This window comes from Rhodoligotrophos appendicifer (assembly GCF_007474605.1).
In the GTDB taxonomy this organism is placed as follows: Bacteria; Pseudomonadota; Alphaproteobacteria; order Rhizobiales; family Im1; genus Rhodoligotrophos; species Rhodoligotrophos appendicifer.
In genome coordinates, this window is sequence record NZ_VHKL01000001.1 from 174,307 (window position 1) to 193,778 (window position 19,472).

General features: G+C 60.9%; 13 protein-coding genes. 6 read left to right on the forward strand and 7 right to left on the reverse strand.

The features are described from left to right. Positions 1–117: 117 nt before the first annotated feature. Positions 118–2,400 carry an NADP-dependent malic enzyme gene (locus tag FKM97_RS00825; RefSeq protein ID WP_143957241.1) on the reverse strand — a complete coding sequence of 761 codons (2,283 nt, stop codon included), beginning with the start codon at positions 2,398–2,400 and terminating at the stop codon, positions 118–120. Positions 2,401–2,584: 184 nt separating this feature from the next. Here FKM97_RS00825 and mutS point away from each other — a divergent pair, with 184 nt between their 5' ends. After that, a complete protein-coding gene (gene mutS / locus FKM97_RS00830; protein WP_143957242.1) occupies positions 2,585–5,329 on the forward strand; it encodes a DNA mismatch repair protein MutS in 2,745 nt (914 codons plus the stop codon). A gap of 78 nt (positions 5,330–5,407) precedes the next feature. Next, a complete protein-coding gene (locus FKM97_RS00835) occupies positions 5,408–8,194 on the forward strand; it encodes a [protein-PII] uridylyltransferase (RefSeq protein ID WP_143957243.1) in 2,787 nt (928 codons plus the stop codon). Between the two features lie 17 nt (positions 8,195–8,211). Here FKM97_RS00835 and FKM97_RS00840 read toward each other — a convergent pair whose 3' ends face one another. The 3 genes from FKM97_RS00840 to FKM97_RS00850 all read right to left on the reverse strand — a co-directional run bounded on the left by FKM97_RS00840 (position 8,212) and on the right by FKM97_RS00850 (position 11,367). Further along, positions 8,212–9,594, reverse strand: coding sequence for an AmpG family muropeptide MFS transporter (locus FKM97_RS00840; protein ID WP_143957244.1), 1,383 nt, complete (start codon positions 9,592–9,594; stop codon positions 8,212–8,214). 87 nt (positions 9,595–9,681) lie between these two features. After that, positions 9,682–10,227: a putative glycolipid-binding domain-containing protein gene (locus FKM97_RS00845; protein WP_143957245.1), complete on the reverse strand. Its 546-nt coding sequence runs from the start codon at positions 10,225–10,227 to the stop codon at positions 9,682–9,684. Between the two features lie 15 nt (positions 10,228–10,242). Continuing rightward, on the reverse strand, positions 10,243–11,367 hold the full coding sequence (locus FKM97_RS00850; RefSeq protein WP_143957246.1) for a DNA recombination protein RmuC: 1,125 nt from the start codon (positions 11,365–11,367) through the stop codon (positions 10,243–10,245). Positions 11,368–11,505: 138 nt separating this feature from the next. Between FKM97_RS00850 and def the strand changes: the two genes are divergently transcribed. Beyond that, positions 11,506–12,024 (forward strand): peptide deformylase, encoded by a 519-nt coding sequence (gene def, locus FKM97_RS00855; RefSeq protein ID WP_143957247.1) that lies wholly within the window; start codon positions 11,506–11,508, stop codon positions 12,022–12,024. 17 nt (positions 12,025–12,041) lie between these two features. Continuing rightward, the gene (gene fmt / locus FKM97_RS00860; protein ID WP_143957248.1) at positions 12,042–12,968 is read left to right on the forward strand and encodes a methionyl-tRNA formyltransferase; all 927 of its coding nucleotides are present in this window, start codon (positions 12,042–12,044) and stop codon (positions 12,966–12,968) included. 22 nt (positions 12,969–12,990) lie between these two features. On the opposite strand, the gene FKM97_RS00865 is transcribed toward fmt, so the two are convergent. After that, on the reverse strand, positions 12,991–13,548 hold the full coding sequence (locus FKM97_RS00865) for a NifU family protein (protein WP_143957249.1): 558 nt from the start codon (positions 13,546–13,548) through the stop codon (positions 12,991–12,993). Positions 13,549–13,737: 189 nt separating this feature from the next. On the opposite strand from FKM97_RS00865, the gene FKM97_RS00870 reads away from it, so the two are divergent. Further along, a complete protein-coding gene (locus FKM97_RS00870) occupies positions 13,738–14,421 on the forward strand; it encodes a hypothetical protein (RefSeq protein WP_143957250.1) in 684 nt (227 codons plus the stop codon). Positions 14,422–14,474: 53 nt separating this feature from the next. Beyond that, positions 14,475–16,790, forward strand: a complete 2,316-nt coding sequence (locus FKM97_RS00875; protein WP_205014643.1) for an EF-hand domain-containing protein — start codon at positions 14,475–14,477, stop codon at positions 16,788–16,790. Between the two features lie 9 nt (positions 16,791–16,799). Here FKM97_RS00875 and trpS read toward each other — a convergent pair whose 3' ends face one another. Continuing rightward, the gene (gene trpS / locus FKM97_RS00880) at positions 16,800–17,834 is read right to left on the reverse strand and encodes a tryptophan--tRNA ligase (protein WP_143957252.1); all 1,035 of its coding nucleotides are present in this window, start codon (positions 17,832–17,834) and stop codon (positions 16,800–16,802) included. Positions 17,835–17,864: 30 nt separating this feature from the next. After that, complete coding sequence (gene murJ / locus FKM97_RS00885) at positions 17,865–19,469, reverse strand: murein biosynthesis integral membrane protein MurJ (RefSeq protein ID WP_170240669.1); 1,605 nt, start codon at positions 19,467–19,469, stop codon at positions 17,865–17,867. Positions 19,470–19,472 lie beyond the last annotated feature (3 nt).

The window sequence follows — 19,472 nt, forward strand, 5'->3', positions numbered from 1 at the left end:
GATAAAGCTGTAGTCAAATTTTTACGATTTGTTCAGCAAACCGGCTGTTTGCCTGGCTTTTCACGGCGTCGTGATAGGGTTAAAAAACCCTCTCGGAAACCGTGAAAATGCTCTGTTTCATGTATTGAGGTCGAACGCCGCGATTGCAGCCATGTTCACGAGGTCATTCGCAGTTGCATTGAGCGGCGCGATCTGGACGGATTTCTGGAGGCCCACCAGAAGGGGGCCGACAAGCACCACGCCACCCAGCTGTTGGAGCATCTTCGTCGAGATGCTCGCCGAATCGGACGCCGGCATGACCAGCACGTTCGCCGGACCGGTGAGATTGCAAAAGGGATAGAGTGCCATTGTCTCGCGACTCAGCGCGACGTCCGCCTGCATCTCGCCGTCATACTCGAAGTCGACGCCGCGCTCGTCCAGGATCTGAATGGCCCGCTGGGCTTCCAGCGCCCGCTCGCTGGCCAAATGCCCAAAGGTCGACTGGCTCAGCAGCGCGACCCGTGGCTCGTAACCGAAGCGGCGGGCAACCCCGGCAGCTTCCTCCGCGATGTCGGCCAACTCCTCCGCCGTGGGCATGTCATGGCCGGTCGTATCGGCAACAAAGACTGTACGCCCGCGGCAGAGCGCCATGGAGACGCCCACAAGCCTCCGATTCTCGCGGATGTCGATGGCATGCTGAACGTCTTCGAGCGCCACGGCATAATGCCGTGTGATCCCCGTAACCATGGCATCCGCATCGCCGAGAGCAACCATACAGGCGGCGAAGACATTCCGGTCGTTGTTCACTAACCGCTGGCAGTCACGCATCAGAAAGCCGCTGCGTTGCCTGCGCGCGTAGATATAGCTGGCATATTCCGCATTCCGATCGGAGAGCCTGGCATTGAGAATGCTCACATGCTCGTGCAACTCGATCCCGAGAATCTTGACCGACTGCTCAATCTGGGCATCTCGACCGACCAGGATCGCCTGGCCCAACCCGGCATTCGCGAAGGCGTTGGCGGCGCGGATCATCCGCTCTTCCTCGCCTTCGGCAAACACGACGCGCCGCGAGCGTTGGCGCACCTGCTCGAAGATCCCTTGCAGCGAACCGGCGATTGGATCGAGGCGTGCCGACAGGTCCGCCGCATAGGCGTCGAGATCGACGATGTGCTTGCGCGCAACACCGGATTCCATCGCGGCTCGCGCGACGGCTTTGGGAATCGTGCTGATCAGCCGGGGGTCGAAGGGCACCGGAATGAGATAGGTCGGCCCATATTTGGGTCTCTGTCCGTGATAGGCGGCGGCAACTTCGTCGGGCACGTCCTCCCGTGCCAACCGAGCGAGGGCCTCCGCAGCCGCAATCTTCATCTCTTCATTGATGGTGCGGGCGCGAACGTCCAGTGCGCCACGGAATATGTAAGGGAAGCCAAGCACGTTGTTGATCTGGTTGGCGTAGTCAGAGCGACCGGTTGCCATGATGGCATCGTCTCGGACCTCGGCGACTTCCTCTGGCGTGATCTCCGGATCCGGATTGGCCATCGCGAAGATGATTGGCCGATCAGCCATGCTGGCCACCATTTTCTGCGTCAGTGCGCCCTGCACCGAGAGACCGAGGAACACATCCGATCCAGCGACGGCATCAGCCAGCGTGCGGGCATCGGTGACCGACGCATGAGCCGACTTCCATTGATTCATGCCGTCCGTGCGCCCCTGATAGACCACACCTTTCGAGTCGCAGAGAATGGCGTTTTGGGCGGGCAAGCCCATGGCCTTGATCAGTTCCACGCAGGCGATGGCCGCCGCACCCGCCCCATTGATGACGACTTTCACAGTCTTGAGCTCGCGCCCGGTCAAATGCAGCGCGTTGATCAAGCCTGCCGTCGCGATGATCGCGGTGCCGTGCTGATCGTCATGAAAGACCGGAATGTCCATCAACTCGCGGAGGCGCTGCTCGATGATGAAGCAATCCGGTGCCTTGATGTCCTCGAGGTTGATGCCTCCGAAGGCCGGACCCAGATAGCGGACGCAATTCACGAATGCGTCGACATCCTTGGTGTCGACCTCGAGATCGATCGAATCGACATCGGCGAAACGCTTAAAAAGGACGGCCTTCCCTTCCATGACAGGCTTTGCTGCCAGGGCACCCAAATCACCCAGTCCCAGGATGGCGGTGCCATTAGAGATGACGGCCACCATGTTTCCCTTTGCCGTGTAGTCGTAGACGGTATCGGGCTGTTCTGCGATCCGCCGCACCGGCACGGCAACGCCGGGCGAGTAGGCGAGGCTGAGGTCACGCTGAGTGGCCATCGGCTTCGTCGCGACGACCTCGAGCTTACCCGGCTTGCCGCGCTGATGGAACAGTAGGGCCTCGGCGTCGGAAACCTTGGGCTGCCGCCCGCCCGATCCATGCTCACCTGCCATCGTTCTGCCCTGCCCGTTGTTCTCTAGTTTAGTGGGGAGGCGAACCTAGACTGACAGTTTCCTCGTCTCAAGCCCCTATTGGGCATTCGTCTTCCATCAATCTCCCATGCAACGCGCTGTTATACACAGGCAACACCGATCGGCGTCGAGACAGTGCGCCATCCCCTCTGGTAATTTCCGCGCCATGAGAGACGCCGTCACAGAAGTTCGGGAAGGAATCGAGCCAGCCGCTGCAGACGCGGCTGCAGACAGTGTGGACGCGAAGGCGATCACTCCGATGATGGCGCAATACACCGACATCAAGGCTCAGCACCGGGATTGTCTGCTGTTTTTCCGGATGGGTGATTTCTACGAAATGTTTTTCGACGATGCCGTGAAAGCGTCGGACACACTTGGCATCGCGTTGACGAAGCGGGGGAAACATCTCGGCGAAGACATCCCCATGTGCGGTGTGCCCGTCCATGCGGCTGAGGATTATCTCGAGCGCCTGATTCGGGCCGGTCACAGAGTCGCAGTATGCGAGCAGACTGAAGACCCCGCTGAAGCGAAGAAGCGCGGTGCCAAGTCAGTCGTTCGTCGGGAAGTGATTCGACTGGTCACACCGGGCACCCTGACCGAGGACAGTCTCCTCGAGTCGAAGCGGCACAATTATCTTGCCGCGCTTGCACGCATCCGCTCCGGCGGAGAGCTGGGATTGGCTTGGCTGGACATCTCGACCGGCGACTTTTCCACTTGTGCACTCGATGCCGAAACGCTGCTTGCCGAGATTGCCCGGCTCGATCCGGGCGAAATCGTTGTTGCGGAGAATGTGTTGGCGGAACCTCGGCTGGCTTCCATGCTCAGAGGTCAGAAAGCGGCTCTCACCCCATTACCGACGTCTCGCTTCGACAGCATGAATGCGGAAAAGCGGTTGAAGGCTCACTTTGCGGTGGGAGCGTTGGAATCCTTCGGCGCCTTTTCGCGGGCGGAGATCTCTGCCTGCGGCGCGCTGCTGGATTACGTCGCCCTGACACAAGTCGGCAAGATCCCGCTTATCCGCGCACCGCGCCGCTGCGAGCAATCCGACTCCATGCTCATAGATGCGGCCACGAGGATCAATCTGGAGCTGGTGCGGACCACGTCGGGAGACCGTCGTGGCAGCTTGCTGTCTGCCATCGATCGGACCGTGACGAATGCCGGCGGCCGTCTGCTCGGCGATCGTTTGGCTGCCCCATTGACCGATTCCATCGCCATCAACGATCGCCTCGATACGATTGGATATTTCCTCGATCTCGATGAAATGCGCGCCGACATCCGGGCCGCCTTGAAAGCGGCACCTGATTTTGGCCGAGCCCTGTCTCGCGTGATGGTCGGTCGTGGAGGACCGAGAGACCTCGCATCCATAGGCTCGGGGTTGATGGCCTGTGCCACACTGCGGACGTTGCTGACCCGGGACACCGGCCTTGTGTCGCAGCCCGCCGGATTGTCGGCTCTGGTCCAGACGATGGAACAGGACGACGGCTCCCTGGCCCGTCGCCTGACCGAGACGCTCGCCGACGACCTGCCCCTCCAGGCCCGTGACGGCGGTTTCGTGCGTCGCGGTCTTATCGATGCGCTCGATGAGCAACTCCGGCTCCGCGATGAGAGCCGGAAGGTCATTGCCGGCCTGCAGGGTGACTATGCCGACTCGACCGGGATACGCGCGCTCAAGATCCGCCACAACAACGTGCTCGGCTTTTTCATTGAGGTGACCGCCCAGCACGGCGAAAAGCTCATGATACCGCCGCTCAATGCGCGCTTCGTGCATCGTCAGACGCTGGCGAATGCAATGCGCTTCACCACGGTCGAACTCGCTGACCTGGAGTCGCAGATCTCCATGGCCGGAGATCGTGCCGTGGCCATAGAGTTGAAGGTACTCGACGAACTCCTCGCTCTGATCCATCAGAACGCAGAAATGATTGCGATCATGGCCGGCGCCTTGGCTGAGATCGACGTTGCGACCGCTTTGGCGCAGTTGGCCGAGGATGAACGCTATGTCCGTCCTCGAGTTGACCAGTCGCGCGCCTTCCAGATCGAAGGAGGGCGCCATCCCGTGGTCGAACGCGCGCTCCAGGTCTTGGCCGAAGGCTCCTTCATCCCCAACGACTGCACCCTGACCGCGGATGAGGAAGGCCGTCACATCTGGTTGGTGACCGGACCGAACATGGCGGGCAAGTCCACCTTCCTGCGCCAGAACGCCCTGATCGCGATCATGGCGCAGATGGGCTCCTACGTACCGGCGGCATCTGCCCATGTCGGCATCGTGGATAGGCTTTTCAGCCGCGTCGGCGCCGCCGATGACCTCGCGCGCGGGCGTTCGACCTTCATGGTGGAAATGGTCGAGACGGCGACGATCCTGAACCAGGCGGGAGCGCGCTCCCTGGTCATCCTGGACGAGATCGGTCGCGGCACGGCGACCTTCGATGGATTGTCGATTGCCTGGGCCTGTGTGGAGCATCTGCACGAGATCAATCGCTGTCGTGCGCTGTTTGCGACCCATTTTCATGAACTCACCGCCTTATCCGAACGCCTGCCGAGGCTTGCAAACGCCACCATGAAAGTCCGCGAGTTCCAGGGCGAGCTGGTCTTTCTTCATGAGGTGGGCCCTGGAGCTGCCGACCGCTCCTATGGCATTCAGGTGGCCAAGCTCGCCGGCCTGCCAGCGCGGGTCATCGAGCGTGCCGCCGAGGTGCTGAAACTGCTTGAGAAGAGCGAGCGGGCAACGACACGACGCGGGGTCATCGACGACTTGCCTCTATTTTCCGTGGCTCGGGCGGCCCAGCCGCCAGCAAATGGCGGTTTTCGCGACAGCGCAATCGAGTCTCTGATGCGCGAGGTGCATCCCGATGATCTCACGCCACGGGAAGCGCTCGATCTGCTCTATGAGCTGAAGGCGAAGCTGGGCAGCTGAAGGCCCGTGCATGATGAGGACTTGAGGCCTATATAGCCGCCCATGGACAAGCTTGCTCAGCAGCCCCGGCAGGAGCCGATGGAATTGAAGCTGCGTGTCGCCGACGCCGATGCGTTGATCGATGGCGTCCGGCTGCGCCGCGAGCTGACCGAGCTGTACCGCCAGCACGAGGGCGATGACGCGGCAATGCGCCGGGCGCTGCTTTCGGCGTTGAAACAGGCTTTGCAGCAAGGGCGCCGGGAAGCCGAGCGGCGCCTCATGGAGGATGGCCGGGGAACGATCTGCGCCCGCAACCTGGCCTATGTGCAGGACGAGGTGATCTGCGCCCTCTACGACTTCACGGCCATCCACATCTATCGCGCCCGCAATCCGTCATCCGCCGAGCGGATCTCGGTCGTGGCGGTGGGAGGCTATGGCCGCGGAACGCTGGCCCCGGCCTCCGACATCGACCTTCTGTTCCTGCTGCCATACAAGCAGACGGCATGGGGCGAGAGCGTCATAGAATACATGCTCTACGTTCTGTGGGACCTGGGCCTCAAGGTCGGCCACGCGACCCGCAGCATCGATGAGTGCCTGCGCCTGTCGCGCAATGACACGACGATCATGACAGCCATCCTCGAGGCGCGCTTCATCTGGGGCGATCGCTCGCTATTCGAGGAGCTCGAGGGCCGCTACCGCAAGGAGATCGTGGCGGGTGGAGCCGCCGCCTTCATCACCGCCAAACTCGCCGAGCGCGATGCCCGCCACGCTCGGGCGGGCAATTCCCGCTATCTGGTCGAGCCTGACGTCAAGGATGGCAAGGGCGGTCTTCGGGACCTGCACACTCTGTTCTGGATCGCGAAGTTCCTCTATGGCACCGGCTCGCCCTCCGGCTTGGTCAGTGCGGGCGTCTTCACCCGCTCGGAAGCCCGCCGCTTCCGAGCTCGCGAGGACTTTCTCTGGGCCGTCCGGTGCCATCTTCATTTCATGACCGGAAGAGCCGGCGACCGCCTGACCTTCGACCATCAGGCCGAACTTGCGGAGCGCCTCGGCTATCACGCCCGCGGACGACTAAAGAGCGTCGAGCGCTTCATGAAGCACTATTTCCTGGTGGCCAAGGACGTGGGTGACCTCACCCGGATCTTTTGCTCGGTGCTGGAGGCCCAACAGGTCAAGAAGATCCCCACCATGAGCCGCATGCTGCAGAAGCTGCGCCCTCGCAGCGCAAGCCCCTTCGGCGACAACGCCGATTTCAAGCTCGATGTGGGTCGGATCAACGTGACCGATGAGACGGTCTTCGCCAGGGATCCGATCAATCTCCTCCGCCTGTTCCAGTTGGCGGAAAAGCACAACGTCCTGATCCACCCCGATGCCCTGAAGCTCGTCCGCCGCTCCCTGAGCCTCATCGACGAGGACGTCCGCAAGGATCCGGGGGCGAACGAGCTGTTCATGGAGATGCTGACCTCGCCTCGCGATCCCGAGACGATCCTGCGCAAGCTGAACGAGGCGGGCGTCTTGGGGCGCTTCATCCCCGAATTCGGCCGCATCGTGGCGCTGATGCAGTTCAATATGTATCATCACTACACCGTCGACGAGCATCTGATCCGCGCCGTCGGCATCCTCTCCGAAATCGAGCGTGGCGCTCTCGGCAGCGACCACCCCCTGTCCCACGACATCATCCGCAACATCCAGAACCGGCGCGTGCTCTACGTCGCGGTCTTCTTGCACGATGTCGCGAAGGGACGTCGCGAGGCGCACTCCTCTGCCGGCGAGCGCATTGCCAAGCAGCTCTGCCCGCGCTTGGGCCTGACGGCGGCCGAGACCGAGACGGTGGCCTGGCTGATCCGCAATCATCTGGCCATGAGCGATTACGCGCAGATGCGCGACCTCAATGATTTCAAGACCATCCTCGACTTTGCCGCCATCGTGCAGAGCCCGGAACGGCTGAAACTGCTGCTGCTGCTGACCGTGGTGGACATCCGCGCCGTGGGACCGGGCGTATGGACCGGATGGAAGGGACAGCTCCTCCGCACCCTCTATTTCGAGACGGAACCGATCCTGACCGGCGGCCATGCAAGCATCAGCAGGGCGGACCGGCTGGCGGAATCGCACCGGATCTTCAGCGGCGCCATCGCCGATTGGCCCGACCGCGAGCGCCGGCACTATATCGATCGCCATTACGACGCCTATTGGCTGAACGTGGATGCCGAGCATCATGTGGTTCATGCCAATCTCATCCGCAGCGCGGAGGCTTCAGGAAAGTCAGTAGCGACCCATGTGCGCACCGACGCCTTCACCGCAATCACCGAACTGACCGTCTTCGCGCCCGATCACCCCCGCCTCCTGGCCTTGCTGACGGGCGCCTGCGCCGTCGCCGGCGCCAACATCGTCAGCGCCCAGATCTTCACCACCACTGACGGCATGGCCCTCGACACGCTCCTGATCCAAAGGGAATTTGTCGAAGAGGAGGACGAGCAGAGGCGAGCCGAAAAAGTCACCTCCATGATCGAGCGTGCCCTGGCCGGCAAGGTCAACCTCGCCGAACAGATCGCCCGCAATACGAAAGGCCGGGGCCGCTACAGCGCCTTCAAGGTCGAGCCGCAGGTGATCATCAACAATGACTCCTCCAACCGCTTCACGGTCATCGAAGTCAACGGATTGGACCGGCTGGGCTTTCTCTATGACCTCACCGAGAGCCTCTTCCGCCTCAACCTGAACATCGGCTCCGCGCAGATCGCAACTTTCGGAGAACGCGCGGTCGACGTGTTCTATGTCACCGACTTGACCGGTGCGAAGATCACCAACAGCGCCCGCCGGGCAACGATCACCCGCCACTTGCTGGCGGCCATATCCGGCGAGAGGGCCAAACTGGAGAGCGCGAAATAGCCGACGGGCGCACCCTGTCAGCGGTCTTCTGCCTCAGGCTTTCGTCCCAGTCCCTCAAAGTGCCCTTTGCTCTGCAGCCAAGCCAAAAGAGCCAGGGCGGGCAAGGCGGCAACCGCTGTCAGCATGAAGAACAACACCCATCCGGTGGCCTCTGCAATGAAGCCGGAGACCGAAGCAAGGACCGTCCTGCCGACAGCGGACAGAGCGGAAAGCAGAGCATATTGCGTCGCCGTATGCAGTGGACTGGTGCAGAGACTGGAGAGATAGGCGACGAAGATCACCGTCCCGATCCCGCCGGTGAAATTCTCGACCGAAATGGCCACGGCCAGGGCGGTGAGATCATTGCCCACCCAGGCAAGCCATGAGAAGACCAGATTCGACCCCATCTGCAGGAAGCCGGCGATCCACAAGCAGGTCACCATAGGCAGCGCGCGAGCGAGAAAGCCTCCGGCAAATCCGCCAGCGAGGACGGCGAATAATCCGACGCCCTTCACGATCGTGGCGTAATCCGCCTTGTCGAAGCCGATGCGGATGACGAACGGCCCCGTCATGACCCCGGCAAAGGCATCGCAGAACTTGAACAGAAGCACGAAGAGCAGGATGGCGACGACATACGGCTTCGACAGGAAATCCGTGAAGGCACCATAGGCGGCGCTCCAGAGCTTCAGGATGGGATGGCCCTGCTCTGCTTCGGATGCTGCCGCCTCCGCAGCCGCGGCTTCCTTCGACGCAGGAGGCTCGGTGGCCATCAACGAGGCTCCGATGCCGACGCAGACGAGAGCCGCCATGGCGGCATAGCCGTAGAACCAGACGATGTCGGAAGAAATGCCGCTCCGCTCGAGCCACTCGACCAGGATGAGAACGAAGGCTGTGGCGACCAGCATGCCCACACGATAGGCGGGCACGAAAACCGCCATGCCGGGCGCCTGCTGGTCTTCGTCCAGGCTTTCCACACGGAAGGCATCGATCACCGTATCCTGGGTGGCGGACGCGGCTGCCAGGATCACCGCGCCCAGAGCGACGAGAACGGGAGCGGCAACAGGATCCTGAGCGCCGAGAAACAAGATGGCGGCCATCAGCACGATCTGCGACAGGATCAGCCAGCCGCGCCGTCGGCCCAGCAGACGCGACAGAACAGGGACGTTCCACGCATCCACGATGGGCGCCCAGAGAAACTTGATAGTGTAGGGCAGGCCGACAAGCGAGAACAAGCCGATGGCAGCCAGATCAACACCCCTATCGGTCATCCAAATCGCGAGCGTCGAGCCGGATAGAGCCAAGGGCAGGCCGGAAGAGAACCCCAGGAACATGATGGTCAGGACACGCGGCTCGAGATAGACGCTCAGCGTTCGCCGCCAGCGGTCCCGCCAACCTTCACCTGCCAACTGGCCGACACTCATGGTGCCTCTGTCCCTCAAGCCGAAATCTACCGATTCGCAATCAGTGACCTTACAGGCATGACGAGTGTTGGGCCAAATGGCACAGGTTCAGCCGATCCTGCGAAACAGCCCCGGATAGTGTGTCACCAATCCGAAGGCGTCCACCTCGATCTCCCGGGCGAAGCTTCCGTCGACGGCTTCATAGCGCCAGGACAGATCACCGATCCTGGTATAGCGCTGCTCATCGAGCGACACTGTGAGATCCGGAACGCTCACGTAAGCCGCTCGGATCACCGCAGCCTCACCGCGGGCGAGACCCAGCCGTCGAATGGGCAAGCTGTTCGTGAATGGCGTTGCACTCAGGTCCGCGTCGATGGCGCCCGCCAGAGCGGACAGCGGCGTTCTCGTCCCGGTGGTCCAGTTTCCGGCGCCATCGCTCCGCAGCGAAACCGACAGCTCGCTGCCGATGATCCGTGCATCCACGCTGACCACGCTCCAATCGGGACGGCAGCTGATGCGGTAGGACAGCGCGAAAGATTCGCCTTCTCGCCGCGCGATGATCACGCTTTCGATATGGATGCCGCTCCCGGTCTCCGACAGTTTGAGATGCTCTAGGGAAGCGCCGTCGCAATCGATCCACCGTGCCGTGATCATGGGCTTGCGCCTTGACTATTCCCCGGCCGCGAGTCGCGGTACCGGGGGTGTGAGGGCCTCAGGGGCCTGGAGATCCATCTGTTCGATCTTCAGCCCTCTCTTCGAGATTTTGTCGGAGGAAATCAGGATCTTGTCGATATCCGTAGAGGCTTGACCGAAATGCTTTTGAAGGTCGAGCACCCGGTCCTGAAGACGCCCGACATCCTCGAGTATGGCCGAAACCTCGCCCTTGATGAGCCCGGTCTGCTCGCGCATTCGGACATCTTTGAACACCGCCTGCAGGGTCTGGACGACGAGCATCATGATGTTGGGCGAGGCGATGATCACCCTGGATCTGTGCGCGCGCTGGATGACGTCCTCAAAATGCTCGTAGAGGTCTGCGTAGAGCGATTCCGAGGGGACGAACATGATCGCAGTGTCATGTGTCTCTCCGGCAATCAGATATTTCTGGGCGATATCCCGGATATGCTTGCCCACATCCTGGCGCAGACGTTGGGCCGCAGCGCGGATTTCCATGTCGTCACGGCCGGCCTTGAGGGCATTGAAAGCCTCCAGCGGAAACTTGGCGTCGATGACCAGCTTCAACCCGGTCTCTGGCAGGTCGACCAGACAATCCGGACGCATCCCGTTGGAGAGCGTCCCCTGCATCCGGTAGGCGTCCATGGGCAATCCGTCGCGAATGATCGCCTCCATTCGCGCCTGTCCGAAGGCGCCGCGGGACTGCTTGTTCGACAGGATATCCTGGAGACCGACGACACGCGTCGTGAGCTCGGTGATGTTCTTCTGCGCCCGGTCGATGACGGCGAGGCGCTCGTTGAGGAGGCTCAGACTGTCGCCCGTTCTTTTGGTCACCAGGTCCAGTCGCTGATCGAGGGTGCGCGAAAGATGATTTTCTCGGCTCGCGCTGGCCTCGGCGAAATGGCGTAGTTGCCCGGCCATGTCGGCGAGACGAAGCTCCAGGGCCTGTTCCCGGGCCAGACTCTGGGCATCGAACGGCAAATTCCGCCGACCGGCGCGCCATGCGAGGATGGTTATGGTGATGAGAAGCACCAACACCGAAGCCGCGATCCCGGCTGCAACTTGACCGTAAGTGATTGAGACGCCACCGAGAATGGCCAAGGTCTGGTTGGGTTCGAACATGGCGCCGACTGTACCAGATTCGCGCCAAGTGTATAGACCAAAGCAGGAACATCAGCAGCGAATATGACCGGTTTCCGCCGAAAAAGAACCACATTGACCCTTCACCGCAAGTCGCCTATCTCAGCGGTGGAGATTGATATGACCATCCGCCCGATCATTGAACTACCCGACCCATCCCTGCGCGAGGTCTCGAAGCCGGTCGCGGAGATTACGGACGAGACGCGAACGCTCATCGCCGACATGTTCGAGACGATGTATGACGCCGAAGGGATCGGCCTGGCAGCTGTCCAGATCGGGGTCATGCAGCGGTTGTTCGTGACCGATATAGCGCGGGACGAGGAGAGCCCTCAGCAGCTCGTCTTCATCAATCCGGAGATCGTCTGGTCCTCGGAGGCCGGCGAGGAATACGAGGAAGGCTGCCTTTCCATTCCGGAGCAGAAGGGCCTCGTGACCCGTCCATCTGAGGTCAAGATCACGTTTCTCGATCGTGAGGGTGCCTCGCAGGAGATGCATTGCACCGGGTTGCTGGCTATTTGCGTCCAGCATGAGTTGGATCACCTGAACGGCGTTCTCTTCATCGATTATCTCTCGCGGCTCAAGCGCGAGCGGATCACGAAGAAATTCGCCAAAGCCCGTCGCCTGGAGGGCACGAGCTGAGCGCCGGCCCGCGCAGCCTGCGCGTGATCTTCATGGGAACCCCGGGATTCTCCGTCCCGCCGCTGGCCGAGATTCTGTCGCAGGGTCATGAAGTCGTCGCCGTCTATACGCAGCCGCCACGTCCAGCCGGTCGGGGTATGGGAGTTCGCAAGTCTGCAGTGCAGAGCTTCGCGGAATCCCACGGCTTGACGGTCAGGCATCCGGCATCGTTGAAGACCGAGGCGGAACAAGCCGAATTTGCGGCGCTGAGGCCCGACGTGGCGATCGTCGTCGCCTACGGTTTGCTGTTGCCCCAAGCGATACTGGATGCGCCTGTTCAGGGCTGCCTGAATATCCACGCCTCGCTCCTGCCACGCTGGCGGGGAGCCGCGCCCATCCAGCGGGCGATCATGGCGGGAGATCCTGAAACGGGCGTGTCGATCATGCGCATGGAGGCCGGTCTCGATACAGGCCCTGTCTGTCTGTCGGAGCGCGTGCCCATCGAGGCGAGCACAACGGCAAGCGAGTTGCATGATACGCTGAGCGCAATGGGTGCCAGCCTGATCGGCAAAGCCTTGACGATGCTGAGCGAAGGCTCCCTTCACTGCACACCGCAACCCGAGGCGGGCGTCACCTATGCCCGCAAGATCGACAAGGCCGAGGCGCACCTGAACCTGGAGTTGCCGGCAGACCAGGTGTTACGCCATATCAACGGCCTGTCACCGTCGCCGGGCGCCTGGGTGATCATCGGTCCCCAGGGCGCGGCCTTCCGCCTGAAGCTGCTGAAAGCGGAAATCTCGCCGGAGAGCGGCGTGCCTGCGACAGTGCTCGACGACAGGTTGCTCCTGGCATGCGGCACGCAAGCCATACGGCCGCTCGTGGTGCAGCGCGAAGGCAAGGGGCCGATGGCATTGGCCGACTTCCTCCGCGGCACCAGCATCCAGCCCGGCAGCATGGTCCGCTAAAGTGTCGGCGCGGGCCTGAAAATCAGACCGCGCGAACTTCCTCGACTTCCGGAATGAAGTGGCGGAGCAGGTTCTCGATCCCATGCTTCAGCGTGGCGGTCGAACTCGGGCAACCCGCGCAGGCGCCTTCCATGTTCAGGAACACGACCCCGCTGCGATAGCCTTGGAAGGTGATGTTGCCGCCATCCTGGGCCACCGCCGGCTGCACCCGGGACTCGAGAAGCTCCTTGATGGTCTCGACGATCTCCTCGTCCCCATCATCGAAGAACTCGCCTTCGGTGCTCTTGGCCTCCGATCCTTCGTCGATGACCGGCTTGCCGGAGAGGTAATGCTCCATGATCACCCCGAGAATGGCCGGCTTCAAGTGCTGCCATTCACCATCCGCCTTGGTGACGGAGATATAGTCATCAGCCAGGAAGACGCCGGTGACGCCACCGACCTCGAACAGCCGGCTCGCCAAGGGAGACACGGCCGCATCGTCTTCGCTACGGAAATCCCGCGGGTCGCCGGGCAGAACGGTCCGGCCGGGAATGAACTTGAGCGTCGCCGGATTGGGGGTCGCTTCCGTCTGAATGAACATGCTGAAATCCTTGGCTTGGCAAAGTTCGGTTGCCCCTAAGATAGGAACGGCGGCGCGCGAAGTCCAGGCATAGCGGGGCCTCGAACTCTCCCGCGATCCGGTTGCGTCACAATCGAGCTCCGACCGAAATACCGCCCCCCACCAGACACATTCACCCGCTCATCTGCCCACGACAGCAATGGGGCAAAGATGAAGCCTAACCTGATCCTAAAAGGACTGATGATTGCCGCGATCACGCTGAGTGCGAGCCCGTCGCTTGGCCACGAAACCTGTGACCTGGGCACGCCCGAAGAGATCGTCTTCTACAGCGACTCTCCTGATCCGGAGCCGACCTTCTTCGAGCGGGTCGCGGGCTGGTGGAGATTCTGGTTCCACGAGCCGATCCCCAAGGAGCGCACCGAAGTCTACCTTCGGAAGTTTGCCGCCGATCCCAGCTTCACGGGAATCGAGCTGACCGGGATGGAGGTCACCTGCGGACCCGACCAGCTGACGCTTTTCAAATTAACAATGCTCCGCCAACCCAACGAGGAAATTGTATCGCATCATAAATTTGTATTTTCCAACACCATGGAGACGTTACGAAATAAACGGCATTCATTTGTCAATGAATGGGATGTTTACGGAGGCATAATATCCAAAAACACCCGCCGCTATGTTTTTAGTCGGAATGAATCAACGTTTGGAAGCTGCAGAGATGACTATAACAGTGTATACACAGTTGGTATTTGTCACTTTTACTCAAAGTTCGATAACTTGAAGATTGAAACATATATTATTGGCCAAAGACATGCCGATGATATTAGGAAAAACAAACATACAATAACAGAGAAGTTTGACTTTATTATAGATTCAATCTCAATAGACCTTAGGTAACAAGGTGTTACATGCAAACTAGTTCTAGTTATAGTAAAACTCACCACAGATCAATGACCAGTGACGAACACAAAATATTAGAATTCCTTAGTGAGAATTATCCAGAAGCTTCCTATCATTATCTATTTTCGATCACAGAAGAAACTTTTGATTCGAATGCTTGGTTTGCTCACGCCCGTTGGATAAACGCTGGAGTGGGCCCCGCGGCAGCATTTACCTACGCCAAAATACTTCATGCCTCCGTCGTTTTAGGGAGAACGTTGGATTCTACAGTCATCTCCAACGATATCCGAACTGATGTAGTTCAAAAAATACTTGATAGAAAATCCATCCCAACTCTCCATCAACTTCTTGAAAATGACGCTTCCGTAGTTGTGAACGGCCACAAAATTCCGAAACATCTCTGGGTTGGGAGGAGCATTTTATCTGAACTGTTTCTCGATGGTGATCAGGACACCTATGGCGACAACGCGAGCGATATAGCGCATGGCGTGGTGTCGGATCTTCTCGGAGGGTTGGCGGCATTCGGCCACGGCATCGCCCGGGGCCAGAGGCAAGACATTCTTCCTCAGATGATGATCGATGACCCGACCACCGAGAGCCACCATCTGGTGAAGTGGGAAAAGGCGATCGCTGAAGCTTATGTCGAAACGGGCGTGCCGCGCCCGGCCAGAGGCGACGCAAACGCAGCGCCGACCGAAAGGTCATGGTCCCAACTGATTGGCGACACTCTCGACACAGTGGAGCGCAACGTCGGCGACGTCTTCGATGAGATCGAAACAGTCGTGAATCACGTTACCAATAACAAGGATGAGTATATCGCTTTGCTGGGGACGCTTGGCGATGAGTTGCGGCTATTCAAGGACAGGCTTGAGGGCTCCACACCGGAGATGGCAGTCGGTGCCGGGACCACTCCCCTGCTCACTCATCAGCCCGCATCCGAAAGCAAGGCTGATGCGGAAGCCGCCAGCCCGCCCGGCATCTTCAAGACGGCGCCCATAGAACCCTTTCAACAGCCACAGGTGGAGCTGAAGGGCGACGCCGAGGCCACCGCCGCTCCTCTTTCTCCGACTCAATCCTACCCGCTCGGAAAGGAGTCGGCGCTTCCCGCAACGGTTGAGGCCATACCTGTATCGGCGTCGGCCCCGCCGGCGGCGGATGCGGCCCCCGAGCCCAAGACCCAGCCGACGCCGCGGCCTTACCATATCCTCGACTTGGCGCTCGAAGAGTTGTTTTCACCCGAAGCCTCCGCCTCACCGGCGAGGCCCGACACTGCCTCGCCGCACTCTGCCGCCCCGACTCCGGCCGACCCCGCCCCGATCGAGGAGCGGGCATATGTCGAAACCTCTCCCGAGAAATCCATCCACTGCAGGTTCAACTCTCTCGAACCCAGGTGCCAAACCAACCCCAATTACAATCCCGTGCACGTCCCGTCCGTACACATTCCCAAGAAGCCCAACTTCGCGCCCCCGAAGCCGGTTGCTCCCATCAATCCGCTTCCGGGTTTCAATCCCCGCCCGGGCTGGATGGAGCCGAAATGGGTACCGCCACATGAGACGTCCTCCGGAAGAGGCATGGGCACGTTCGGGGGGAGTAACGGCGGCGGAGGCACCGGCGAAGTCCGTTGGGTGCCGGATCAGAGTTGGAAGAGCAGTCCGCCGATCCCTCGAGCGAGGCCGGAACCCTTCGCTCCCGTCTCTCCCTTTAACATCAGCTCGCATACCGGCTTTGGCAGCAGCGGATTTGGTCGACGGGGAATGGTGCCGGTGGTCCTGGATCTGGACGGCGACGGAATTGAGCTGATCGGCGCCAGCCTTTCTCCCGTGGCCATGGACGTCGATGGAGATGGTGCGGTGGAGAGTGTCGGCTGGGTCGGACAGGACGACGCCTTGCTCGCCGTGGATCTTGATCAGTCCGGCGTCATCGAGGCATTGGAGGAATTCGCCTTTGCTCAAGCAGACGACGAACTGAGCGATCTGGAAGCCTTTGCGCGAGATTACGATAGCAACCGCGACGGCGTTTTCGATGCCGCGGATAGTGCATTCCCGCTGGCAGGCATCTGGCAGGACGAAAACCAGAACGGCATGTGCGAGCAAGAAGAATTCAGAACCCTCGCCGAAGCCGGCATTCTCGCCATCGATCTGGATGCCGAAAAGGATAATGTCGAGGTCGATGGCAACATCATCGTCGCCCACGGCCTGTATCGCCGTGATGACGGATCTGAGGGCATGCTTGCCGATGTTCTGCTCAGCCGAGAAGGCGATGATGACGAGGGTGACGGCCTAGAAAGGCATCTCGAACAGGCAATCGCCGAGATGACCGTGCTTGCGTTCCTCACGCAGCCTGAAACGGCCGCTTACGTACACTGAACCGGCCCATTACCCCACGAAGCCCACGATCTTCCTCACCTCTGCGAAGATCGGGGCGGCGATCTGCCGGGCGCGCTGGGCGCCCTCGGCGAGGATCGTGTCGATATGCGACTGGTCATCCATCAGCCGCTTCATCTCGCCGGTAATGGGGCTCAGTTTTTCAACCGCGACGTCGATCAGCGCCTGCTTGAACCCTGAAAACTGGGCACCGCCGAACTCCGTCAGCACATCGGCGATCGGCTTGTCGGTCAGCGCGGCGTAGATTCCCACCAGGTTTGAAGCTTCAGGGCGGCTTTCCAGCCCCTTCGCCTCGCTGGGGAGCGGCTCGGGATCGGTCTTCGCCTTGCGGATCTTCTTCGCGATCGTGTCGGCGTCATCCGTGAGGTTGATTCGAGACAGGTCGGAGGGATCGGATTTCGACATCTTCTTGGTGCCGTCGCGCAAGCTCATGACCCGCGTCGCCGGTCCCGCAATCAGCGGCTCGGTAAGGGGAAAAAAGCCATCATTGTAGCCGGCCTCGGCGATCGTCTCGGCAAAATCATTGTTGAACTTCTGTGCGATGTCGCGCGCGAGCTCGAGATGCTGCTTCTGATCCTCTCCGACAGGAACATGTGTCGCGCGATAGGCAAGAATGTCGGCCGCCATTAGACTGGGATAGGCATAGAGGCCGACGGAGGCATTCTCCCGGTCCTTGCCCGCCTTCTCCTTGAACTGCGTCATCCGGTTCAACCAGCCGAGCCTGGCGACGCAATTGAACACCCAGGCGAGCTCTGCATGGGCGGAGACCTGGCTCTGGTTGAAGACGATGTGCCGCTTTGCATCGATGCCCGCGGCGATGAAGGCCGCCGTCACTTCGCGCGTGTTATGGGCGAGCTCATGCGGATCCTGCCACACCGTGATGGCATGCATGTCGACGACGCAGAAGATGCATTCGAAGCTCTCCTGCAGCGGCACGAATCGCGACACCGCACCAAGATAATTGCCGAGATGCAGGTTTCCGGTCGGTTGAACGCCGGAGAATACGCGCGGGCGTAAGGAATTCATGAGGGTCTCCGCAAACTCGCGCTATATCGCCTAAATGTCCGGGGATGCCAAGCCCTCGGGTGGCGGCGACGCCGGCGGGCGGCGCATCATGCGTTTCATCTCGCCGAAGGAGAACGCCCTTATCAACTGGCCCACGCCGAAAAAAATCACCGCCCCACCGATGACCAGCGCCAGGAAGCAGCCAAGCTGCAGGAGGAAGGACACGCCCGGAACGAAAATTCCCGCTAGCGGCCATACCAATGCGGCGATGAGGCCGGCGCCCATGACGAGACTCGCCACCAGGATCCGCGGCAGCTTGGAGCGGAGCCGGTCATCCGTCTCGAACTGTCCTCGGTGCACCAGAATGCCCGCCAGCAGCAGCGTGTTGACCCAGGCGGAAAGCGTCGTTGCCAGAGCGATGCCCACATGGCCGATGAAGGAGAAACTCGCCAGGCTTCCGGTGATGTTGACCGCCACGGCCACCCCGGCGCAGATCATCGGCGTCTTCGTATCCTCATTGGCGAAGAATGTCGGCGTGAAGATCTTGATCAGCACATAGGCGGGGAGCCCGAGCCCAAAGGCAGCCAGCGCCTGCGAAGTCGCGACAGTGTCCGCCGCGGTGAAATTTCCGTACTCGAAAAGCATGTGCACGATCGCCACCGGCATGGCGACCAGCGCAATCGTCGAGGGCAGCGTCAGGAGCATCGACATCTCGATGGCGCGATTCTGGGTGTGCCGCATGCCGACCAGGTCACCCGCACGCAGGCGGCGCGACAGATCCGGCAAGAGCACGATCCCCATGGCGACACCGATCAGCCCCAGCGGCAGCTGATAGACACGGTCCGCGTAATAAAGCCATGCCGGGGCATGGGGAATGAGTGAGGCGATCATGGTGCCAATCACCAGATTGATCTGGGTGATACCGGCCGCGATCGTTCCCGGGATGCCCAGCCTGAACAGTCTGCGTACGCCGGGCGTGAGCCTCGGCATCCTGGGACGGAGATTCATGCCCGATGCATAGGACGCCCAGGCCAGCATGATGAGCTGCAGCAATCCGGAGATGGCGATCGACCACATCAGCAGTTCGGCCGTCCGAGCCTCTGCACCCCAGCTCAGCCAAGCGGCGGTCGCCAAAGTACCGATCTGCATCACGTTCAGGATGATGGGTGCGGCTGCAGGGAAGGAGAACTTGCCGAGGCTGTTCAGAACGCCAGAGAAGAAGGCGACTAGCGACATGAACATCAAATACGGGAACCCGATGCGCGACAGCGTCACCGCAAGGTCGAACTGTGCATCGCTCTCGGCAAATCCCGGTGCGATCACCAGCATGACGAGCGGCATGGCGATTTCGGCGACGACGACGAACAAGGTGAGCGCCACCACCATGACGCTCATGACCTCTTCGCCAAAGCGTCGAGCCGCGCCCTCCCCTTCTCCTTCCAGGCGCTTGGCGAAAAGAGGAACGAAGGCGGAGTTGAAGGCGCCCTCCGCAAACAGGCTGCGGAACATGTTTGGCAGCCGCACCGCCACCACGAACGCACCGGCCACAGGCCCGGTCCCGAGCATCCCGGCGGAGAGCGCGTCTCGCACATAGCCGAGCACGCGGCTCGCCATGGTGTAGCCGCTCACGGTCATCGCCGAGCGGAGAAGGTTCATGCC